We start from the raw sequence: 7,708 nt of genomic DNA, 5'->3' as shown, positions 1-7,708 counted from the left end.
CCGGTGGCGCAAGACAATAACATGGGCAAATCACAGAAAATTTTAGTCCAATCTTCCATTATAAATATTTTGACTATTTTTGTCTATCTCAACTGACCCCAGACATATCTACTACAATAGCCAAAACCCCTTATCTATCAATAGATACATCCCTTAACTTTTCTTGGTGTACCCGTGTTTATTGTAATATTTCTCAATGGACAGGGAGCGAGCATACTTGCTGAAACCGAGTTAGATTTATGGGGGGTTTCCTTGATTTCTACCAGGGAAGAGGGCATCAGAAATTCTCTTAATTCCTTCCAAGGCACAGGTTATGGCCTTTTGTCAAGAACGTCAGTTAAATTGCCTTTTTTATATAACTCATTCCCCCTTAATTGAATAAGTTGAGGGGGATTTTTATAGATTAATTTTCGGCTTCATTTTCTAAAATTTCCTGTAATTGTGAACGCAATGGAGTTAGATTATTTTCAATCGTCCGCCAAGCAATTGCCAATTCTACCCGAAAATATTCATGAAAAATGAGATTTCGCATATCTCCCATTAAACGCCAAGGAATTTGAGAATAACGCAATTGTACCTCACTAGGAATATTTCTAGATGCCTCACCAATAATTCCTAAATTATAAAGAACTGCTTTAAGAGTCACTCGATTTGAGCTAAAATCTTCAAAGGTCATATTAGCCGTCCATTCCAAGATTTCATCAATGGATTCAATAATATCTTGAAGACGAAGTTGCCAATCTCTAAAAGGCATTAATCACATCCTTTAATACAGGTTGTCGTAAATGTTCTTTTAAAGAATCTTGAGTACCTAAATCAACAGAACATCCTAATATATCTTCTAAGTAAAGTCGTACCTCGATAAACTCAAATAACCCTACCGCTTTACTAAATTCTACCAATAAATCTACATCACTGTCAAAACGTGCTTCATCCCTTGCTACTGAACCAAATAGAGACAGAGATTTTACCCCTAGTTTTTCTAATTGTTCTCGGTGTTTTGCGAGAATTGTTAGTACCTCATCTCGTTTCATGGCTATTTCCTGAAATCTGATTCCTTCATTGTAACCTTAATGGTTGTCTCGTTGATATTGGCTCTCATGATGAAGTTTATTAAAATAGAAATTATTATTGAACTTAGAAATGCTCTGCCAGTGCCAACTACCACCATTAATTAGGTGACTTAGGTTTTTCAAGTTGCTGTTTAACTAATTCTAAGGGAAGTTTTAACACTCTAGCAATTTGTTCGACGGTTAAGCCTTCTTTCATCAATTCTGTAGCGATTTCGAGTTTAGATTCTTCAGCAAGATTAGGTTTTTGTAATTGATTTTCTGGTAGTTGATTACAGATATGACCTTTATTAATTTGTACGGGATTTATTACATTAAAGTTATGAGAGACATTATAATAATATCTTCGCAGACTAGACCTAAGATTAGCTTTATTAACTTCTTCTCCTAGAATTTCCGATAGGGTTTTCCATAGCTTACCGGCTACATCCTTGACATATTTCTCGGAACGATGATGACTTTTAGCGATTTCTGTGTATTTTTGGTGATTAATCACCCCTTCTAAGATTTCAGACTGAACATCATCTAAATTCTCTCCTGTATAGGAGAAGATGAGATTATCAACAGTTGTAATTAAAGAGTGAATATCAAAATTGTTCATTTTTACACACAGAATCAAGATTAATAAGCTCTTACCTGACATTATATGATATTATAAGCTGTGCGGTCAATTTAATATTATTTTTAGATTCAAGTTGTTTTTCTTAATACTGCTTTATATAGCTTTATATAACTTTAAAAGTCTTGACAGAATAATAGTAAAGTATGTAGACTTTGGGGGAAATTTTGGATTACATCATTACATCGGATTGAAAAAAACATGAACACAAGGACTTTAGCAACTATTCTCGGAACTGCTCTAAGTGCGACAACAATAGCACTTCAAGCTAATCCTGCTTCAGCACAGACTGCTTTCGGTTATGCCAGTTATTCTGTTCGACACGATTTTAATTTTAATTTTGGGGGGAATGCTCCTAACCTACTAGGTGCTGTTGCCTTTGGAAATGACCTATGTTTTAATCCCTTCACGTCCGCCACGTATTTTGATTCAGATATTGCATTTCCATCGGTTACAGCTGAGGGTTCAGCAGGTGTCTTTTGTAATGGGGCAAGTGCGGAGTCAAGTTCAATCGCAACAGGTTCAGTCGCAGGGAATGTTTTAACAGGTACAACTTTAGCAGAGGGATATGCCTTCGCATTTGCCCCTCCAGGAGGGTTCGCACGAGCCAGAAGTGCGGCCGCCTTAACCGCAGGTCAATTAGGAATTAATCCCCGTGGACAAATCTTCTGGCGACCTTTGTTTTGGAGTTATGTTTCTGGAGAAGGTTCAGCTTTTGCCGCTATTCCAAGACTCAGAGATCCAATTGCCTATACAATCACAGACCCTACTACAGGCGATACTCTACTTCAAGGCAATCTTTTGGATATTTCAGCTGAATTTGATGGTTTTGGCTCAAGTCTTGAGTGGGGATTTTTAGGGAGTCCTGATTCTGGAAACTCTGGCAACGAATCTCCTGCTCCTGATGATAATCTTAACATCAGATTCCTAAATAGTGGTTTGTTTAAAATTGATCTTACTGATCCAGCAGTCAGCGATCCGGGCTTGTTGGATTTGGCGTGTGAAGGTGGCCTGGTGACTGCTTCTATTACTTCGGGAAGATTTTCAGGAGTTACTTTACCTGGGGTCGGAACAAGCTGTGAGACTTCAGTTCCACTATCTTTGTTAAATCTTGATTTTGATTACGACTTTACTGGTCTAATTCCGACATCAGAAGTCAGTTTAAATTTTAACTTAGGAGGTGACGGGGAAGCTGTTGCTTCAGTTCCCGAACCCACCTCAACCCTAAGTCTCCTTGCCCTGGGAATACTTGGTGCAGGTGCAACCATAAAACGGAAAGTAAAACGCTCTCATTCAACCGAAAAAGAACCCACTAACGTTGGTTAAATTGCCTTTTTATATAACTCATTCCCCCTTAATTGAATAAGTTGAGGGGGATTATTTGTTAGGTTTAGGCTTTGCACCATAATGGTTGATATTTAAGATGAGGTCTTAAAATGGAACAGCAAACCCTAAAAGGGACTTGGGGATGGCTGTGTCCTCAACTTGCCTCCGCATTTGAAAAGTCCCCACTATAAATCTTAGGGAGACTTAGACAATTTAGCTGATGGAAAATAGCTGATGCACTTGCGCTAGGGTTTTCGTATCTTGAAAAAACCGTTTTTTGTCTAAGTTCTAAGGGAGTTATACTAGCGCACTTTGCCCCCTAAAAGCTATCATCTTGAAAGGGGGCGTTTTAGAAGTATAGTGAGCGACTCTTTTCTAGGCACAGTTCATGCTGAATAAATTAATAGTTAAAAATTTGACGGTTTTTCCCGAAATCCAGCTGCAATTTTCCCAAAATCTGAATGTCATTGTCGGGGAAAACGGAACAGGCAAAACTCATCTTCTCAAGATTCTCTATTCGGCACTCGCTACCAGTGGGGAAGAAGGGCGAAAATCTCCGAACGGAACGCCAACAAAAACTTTATTGCAAACTCGTTTAGCCGATAAACTGATTCATGTATTTCGCCCCGATTATTTAGGAAGGCTCACCCGCAGAAAGCAAGGACGAGAACGATGTGACGTAAAATTACACTTTCAAGATAGTCGATTTAATTTTGCTTTCAGTTTCGCAACTAATAGTAAAACAGAAGTCTCCCTAGAGGAAGTTCCAGAGGCTTGGCTTGATGTATCTTCTGCCTATTTTCCTACTAGAGAGCTATTGACAATTTTTCCAAACTTTGTATCTCTATACGAAAGTCATTATCTTGAATTTGACGAAACTTGGCGAGATACTTGCTTACTTCTCGGCGCTCCTTTGCAACGTGGCAATAAGGAAAAACCCATTCAAAAGTTATTGGAACCGATCGAATCGGCGATGGGAGGTTCGCTAGAGTTAGATAAAAATGGGCGTTTTTATCTAAAAAATGAAAGTGGACGATTCGAGATGCCTCTCGTTGCCGAAGGAAATCGTAAATTAGCGATGTTAGCTCGTCTAATCGCCACTGGTGTGTTAATGGAAAAAGGTGTTTTATTTTGGGATGAACCGGAAGCGAATCTCAACCCTATTTTGATCAGAGAAGTCGCTAAGAGCATCGTCAATCTTAGTCATGCGGGTATTCAAGTCTTTCTGGCAACCCATAGTTTATTTTTACTACGAGAACTGGAAATTTTAATGAGCGATCGAGATAACTTTCCCCTGAATACGCGTTTTTTCGGCCTACATTTCTCCGATGGTGCTGTAGTCGTTCAACAAGGAAATACAAGCGATGAAATCGGTGAAATCACAGCCCTTGATCAAGAGCTTGCTCAATCCGATCGCTTTTTAAGTATGGGAGAAGAAAGACGGTGAGGGTTGAAGTGGACGGCATAATCTTTGATTTTCCCGATTCGTGGCAAGTCAGTAAATACGATAATTGGGCTTTTTATCGTCACCATTTCTCTACAATGCTAGATGGAATTAAAGGAGTTGATTTGATTGCGATTTATCGACAAGATATCTGGTTAATTGAGGTGAAAGATTATCGCCAGTCACGTCGTACGAAAGCTCAAGATCTCGCCGAAGAAGTTACCGAAAAAGTTCTCTATACAATCGCTGCTATGTTACCAGCGAAGATTAATGCCTCTGACAAATCCGAAGCAAATTTTGCCAGAAAAGTTCTTCAGGGAAAACAATTACAGGTTGTCCTCCATCTTGAACAACCGGAAACACATTCCCGACTTTTTCCCCGCGCCATTAACCCTGTAGATGTGCAGCAAAAACTGAGAAGATTAATTAAGCCGATCACCCCTCATCCAAAGGTAGTAGAATCTACTCGGATGCAGAGTGTACCGTGGAGTGTAATTTAATTCTAATATTCTCAACTGGCAAATTAATATAACTCATTCCCCCTTAATTTTAGACCAGTTGAGGGGGATTTTTATGCTCTTACTTCTCCCTCTTGTATTTTTAACTGAATATTTGCTATAATAAGGGTAAGCATCAATCATCCTGATTAGATTTCTGATGAGTCCAACTGTTTTCCGAGAAGATGGCTATCGCTTCTTTTTCTTTTCCCGCGAAGAAACAAGAATGCACGTTCATGTTCATTGTGCAGAAGGAGAAGCTAAATTTTGGCTGGAACCACAAATTGAATTAGCTCGTAATCATAACCTATCTCGAAAACAACTTCAAGCGATAGAAACTATTATTGAGGAACGACAAAATGAACTTAGAAATGCTTGGACAAAACACTTCTCAAGCTGAAGTAACTCATATTTCTTCCCATGGAATATGGATTCTGGCAAACAATGAAGAAATGTTTCTTTCCTATCAAGATTTTCCTTGGTTTCAAGATGTCCCTATTAGACAAATTTTAAATATACAAGAGCCTTTTACTAATCATTTTTATTGGCCAGATTTAGATGTAGATTTAAGTAAAGAAATTATTAAAAATCCTGAGAGATTTCCTTTAAAAGCTAAAGCCTAGTGCGATGCCAAAGGCACTGCGTAGCAGATCGCCGATCTGGTAGATCTGGTAGGGTGCGTTCCCTAAGGCAACTTCTACCGCTCCACCGATCGATTTTTGGGGAACGCACCATGCCTATTGATTGAAGCTGTAAGAACGATTTCTGCAAAGGCTGTGAAATTGAAGGCTCTTGTGCAGGTCAGTGTCAAGTCACTTTGGAGTCTTCCAGAAATGACAGTCAATTAGTTGGAAAAATGTGCGAGTTAATGATTGCAACTACACAGAATTTGGTTGACGAATATCTAGAAGGCAGGTGAAATTCTGTGTTTATGACTAAGAACTAGCTGCCCAAAGCAAAGATACTTCATATTGATTAAATGTTGAATCCGCACTCACAAGTGTCATATCTTCTACCTGAGCTTGTGCAATCAGCATTCTGTCAAAAGGATCACGATGATGTAAAGGCAATGCAGCCGCCCGCAAAGCATGAGAAGCATTGATCTCTAACGATCTAGCTCCTAGTTGGGTCATTCGAGTAGAGACATAATTATCTATTTGCTCTGGCAGTGGTAATTTACCGATTGAGACTTTAATTCCCATCTCCCAAACACTGGCAACAGAAAACCACACTTCATTGCTTTCGTTGGCAATTTGTTCAATTACATTCTCACTTAACTTGTCTGGTTGGGCAAACCACCACAGCCAGCATTGTGTATCCAGTAAAATTCTCACTCCGCACCACCCTCAAATGCTCCCAAAATATCTTCTGGTAAAGGAGCATTAAAATCATCTGGTACGGTAAACATCCCTCGATCTTGTCCTAAACTAGACCGTCGATCTAAAGATGTCCGAAATGGAACAAGTTTAGCAATTGGAATACCTCGGTTTGAAATAACGATTTCCTCTCCGAGTTCCACACGGGACAATAGCCGAGAAAGGCTTGTTTTAGCCTGATGAATGTTTACAGTTTCCATGCTCTTAAAAAACTAAGTCCACAAACTAAGTTTAGTTTAGTTGCGGTGATTCTGCAAGGGCAAGTTAGTTTGAATTGCGATGCCGAAGGCACTGCGTAGCAGATCGCCGATCTTGTAGGGTGCGTTCCCTAATGCAACTTCTACCGCTCCACTAATAGATTTTTGGGGAACGCACCATGCACATTGATTGAAGTTGTAAGTCTAGGCGTTGCAGAATCAAGGTATGAATGCCAACTGTGCATCGTATCCAAAAATTAGTTTGGGTCTAGCGGCAAGATGTAGGCAGAGTAGTCAAGTGAAGTGTCCCATGCCTGAGCCTCACCTTGTATAGAGCCGACAAATGACTTTAGGATACAATGACTGTAAAAGCTAGTAGCCAGTTGGATATATTTGTTATGGCATTAATATCCCGTGTTGTTCACAGTGATCCCGACATTCTAGGGGGAACCCCTGTTTTTGTAGGAACTCGTGTGCCGATGAGAACCCTACTTGATTATCTTGAGGCTGGTGATTCATTAGAGGTATTTCTAGACCATTTTCCCAGTGTCAGTCGAGAACAGGCGATCTCAGCCCTTGAATTAGCAAAGGAAATGTTGACAGCCTATGCGAATCCTGCTTGATGAATGCGCCCCACGCCCGTTAAAGCGTGAGCTTGCCGATTACGAGGTATGCACAGTTGTTGAGATGGGATGGTCAGGGAAAAAGAACGGTGAGTTGCTGAGGCTGATGAGTCAGGAGGGTTTCACGATTCTCCTCACTACAGATCAAAATTTACGTTATCAGCAAAATTTACAGCAAGCTGGAGTGGCAGTTATTGTTCTTGTAGCCACCAGCAACAAACTTTCTGACTTACTTCCCCTAATGCCAGATGCCTGTAGCGTATTAGATAAAGTCGCTCCAGGAGAAGTGATTGAAGTTGCAGGCTCCTGAAAGTTGTGTTGGCGAAAGCAGCATAACTCCGCATCCCCGGCGATATCTCGATCCCAAATCACGGGAATCCGCTGTTTAGCGATTAATTCCGCTTCTTCTCGACAAATAGCCCTAATTCCCACGGGTAAAGTCCGTAAACCCATTTCTAACACCCGACGCATCACACAGGCGTGGTTATGGTGGGAGCCTTCGTACTCAAAACGCATATCGCCATGGGCATCAATTTGAACCACAGTAAAAGGTTCC

12 protein-coding genes and 1 pseudogene are annotated in these 7,708 nt (G+C 40.2%); 7 read left to right on the top strand and 6 right to left on the bottom strand.

Annotated features, from left to right (window positions below; all coding sequences use genetic code 11):
• Positions 1-403 precede the first annotated feature (403 nt).
• The 3 genes from H6G48_RS08690 to H6G48_RS08680 form a co-directional block, all read right to left on the bottom strand.
• On the bottom strand, positions 404-754 hold the full coding sequence (locus H6G48_RS08690; protein WP_147070680.1) for a HepT-like ribonuclease domain-containing protein: 351 nt from the start codon (positions 752-754) through the stop codon (positions 404-406).
• Complete coding sequence (locus H6G48_RS08685) at positions 744-1,034, bottom strand: nucleotidyltransferase family protein (protein ID WP_002757283.1); 291 nt, start codon at positions 1,032-1,034, stop codon at positions 744-746. Before H6G48_RS08685 ends, H6G48_RS08690 begins: the two co-directional genes overlap by 11 nt.
• 136 nt (positions 1,035-1,170) lie before the next feature.
• The gene (locus H6G48_RS08680) at positions 1,171-1,671 is read right to left on the bottom strand and encodes a helix-turn-helix domain-containing protein (RefSeq protein ID WP_190721036.1); all 501 of its coding nucleotides are present in this window, start codon (positions 1,669-1,671) and stop codon (positions 1,171-1,173) included.
• Between the two features lie 219 nt (positions 1,672-1,890).
• Here H6G48_RS08680 and H6G48_RS27435 point away from each other — a divergent pair, with 219 nt between their 5' ends.
• The 5 genes from H6G48_RS27435 (at position 1,891) to H6G48_RS08655 (ending at position 5,579) form a co-directional block, all read left to right on the top strand.
• Positions 1,891-3,015 (top strand): PEP-CTERM sorting domain-containing protein, encoded by a 1,125-nt coding sequence (locus H6G48_RS27435; protein WP_423202537.1) that lies wholly within the window; start codon positions 1,891-1,893, stop codon positions 3,013-3,015.
• Between the two features lie 388 nt (positions 3,016-3,403).
• Positions 3,404-4,462 carry an AAA family ATPase gene (locus H6G48_RS08670; protein WP_147070674.1) on the top strand — a complete coding sequence of 353 codons (1,059 nt, stop codon included), beginning with the start codon at positions 3,404-3,406 and terminating at the stop codon, positions 4,460-4,462.
• Positions 4,459-4,959 (top strand): cysteine--tRNA ligase, encoded by a 501-nt coding sequence (locus H6G48_RS08665; protein WP_190721032.1) that lies wholly within the window; start codon positions 4,459-4,461, stop codon positions 4,957-4,959. The genes H6G48_RS08670 and H6G48_RS08665 overlap by 4 nt, the downstream gene beginning before the upstream one ends.
• Positions 4,960-5,116: 157 nt before the next feature.
• Positions 5,117-5,356, top strand: a complete 240-nt coding sequence (locus H6G48_RS08660; protein WP_190721029.1) for a DUF4160 domain-containing protein — start codon at positions 5,117-5,119, stop codon at positions 5,354-5,356.
• The gene (locus H6G48_RS08655) at positions 5,316-5,579 is read left to right on the top strand and encodes a DUF2442 domain-containing protein (protein ID WP_190721018.1); all 264 of its coding nucleotides are present in this window, start codon (positions 5,316-5,318) and stop codon (positions 5,577-5,579) included. The genes H6G48_RS08660 and H6G48_RS08655 overlap by 41 nt, the downstream gene beginning before the upstream one ends.
• Before the next feature lie 312 nt (positions 5,580-5,891).
• Here the strand turns inward: H6G48_RS08655 and H6G48_RS08650 are convergent, their stop codons facing one another.
• Positions 5,892-6,290: a PIN domain-containing protein gene (locus H6G48_RS08650; protein WP_190721016.1), complete on the bottom strand. Its 399-nt coding sequence runs from the start codon at positions 6,288-6,290 to the stop codon at positions 5,892-5,894.
• Entirely contained in the window at positions 6,287-6,532 is a 246-nt protein-coding gene (locus tag H6G48_RS08645) for a type II toxin-antitoxin system Phd/YefM family antitoxin (protein WP_190356877.1), read from the bottom strand. The genes H6G48_RS08650 and H6G48_RS08645 overlap by 4 nt, the downstream gene beginning before the upstream one ends.
• Positions 6,533-6,888: 356 nt before the next feature.
• Between H6G48_RS08645 and H6G48_RS08640 the strand changes: the two genes are divergently transcribed.
• Together H6G48_RS08640 and H6G48_RS08635 are read left to right on the top strand one after the other, a co-directional pair.
• Complete coding sequence (locus tag H6G48_RS08640; RefSeq protein ID WP_002799510.1) at positions 6,889-7,152, top strand: DUF433 domain-containing protein; 264 nt, start codon at positions 6,889-6,891, stop codon at positions 7,150-7,152.
• The gene (locus H6G48_RS08635) at positions 7,136-7,462 is read left to right on the top strand and encodes a DUF5615 family PIN-like protein (protein ID WP_190721013.1); all 327 of its coding nucleotides are present in this window, start codon (positions 7,136-7,138) and stop codon (positions 7,460-7,462) included. Before H6G48_RS08640 ends, H6G48_RS08635 begins: the two co-directional genes overlap by 17 nt.
• Before the next feature lie 32 nt (positions 7,463-7,494).
• Here H6G48_RS08635 and H6G48_RS08630 read toward each other — a convergent pair.
• Positions 7,495-7,708: pseudogene (locus H6G48_RS08630) on the bottom strand (arginase family protein); the annotation flags it as partial.

Source organism: Microcystis flos-aquae FACHB-1344 (genome assembly GCF_014698375.1).
In the GTDB taxonomy this organism is placed as follows: Bacteria; Cyanobacteriota; Cyanobacteriia; order Cyanobacteriales; family Microcystaceae; genus Microcystis; species Microcystis aeruginosa.
The sequence above is the reverse complement of the archived record's forward strand: the minus strand, read 5'-3'. Positions and strand labels throughout refer to the sequence as shown.

Bases quoted from the DNA above. Each gene is read 5' to 3' on its own strand.
- H6G48_RS08680 (WP_190721036.1), bottom strand. From the start codon at position 1,671: ATGAACAATTTTGATATTCACTCTTTAATTACAACTGTTGATAATCTC.
- H6G48_RS08690 (WP_147070680.1), bottom strand. From the start codon at position 754: ATGCCTTTTAGAGATTGGCAACTTCGTCTTCAAGATATTATTGAATCC.
- H6G48_RS08655 (WP_190721018.1), top strand. From the start codon at position 5,316: ATGAACTTAGAAATGCTTGGACAAAACACTTCTCAAGCTGAAGTAACT.
- H6G48_RS08640 (WP_002799510.1), top strand. From the start codon at position 6,889: ATGACTGTAAAAGCTAGTAGCCAGTTGGATATATTTGTTATGGCATTA.
- H6G48_RS08685 (WP_002757283.1), bottom strand. From the start codon at position 1,034: ATGAAACGAGATGAGGTACTAACAATTCTCGCAAAACACCGAGAACAA.
- H6G48_RS27435 (WP_423202537.1), top strand. From the start codon at position 1,891: ATGAACACAAGGACTTTAGCAACTATTCTCGGAACTGCTCTAAGTGCG.
- H6G48_RS08670 (WP_147070674.1), top strand. From the start codon at position 3,404: ATGCTGAATAAATTAATAGTTAAAAATTTGACGGTTTTTCCCGAAATC.
- H6G48_RS08660 (WP_190721029.1), top strand. From the start codon at position 5,117: ATGAGTCCAACTGTTTTCCGAGAAGATGGCTATCGCTTCTTTTTCTTT.
- H6G48_RS08635 (WP_190721013.1), top strand. From the start codon at position 7,136: ATGCGAATCCTGCTTGATGAATGCGCCCCACGCCCGTTAAAGCGTGAG.
- H6G48_RS08645 (WP_190356877.1), bottom strand. From the start codon at position 6,532: ATGGAAACTGTAAACATTCATCAGGCTAAAACAAGCCTTTCTCGGCTA.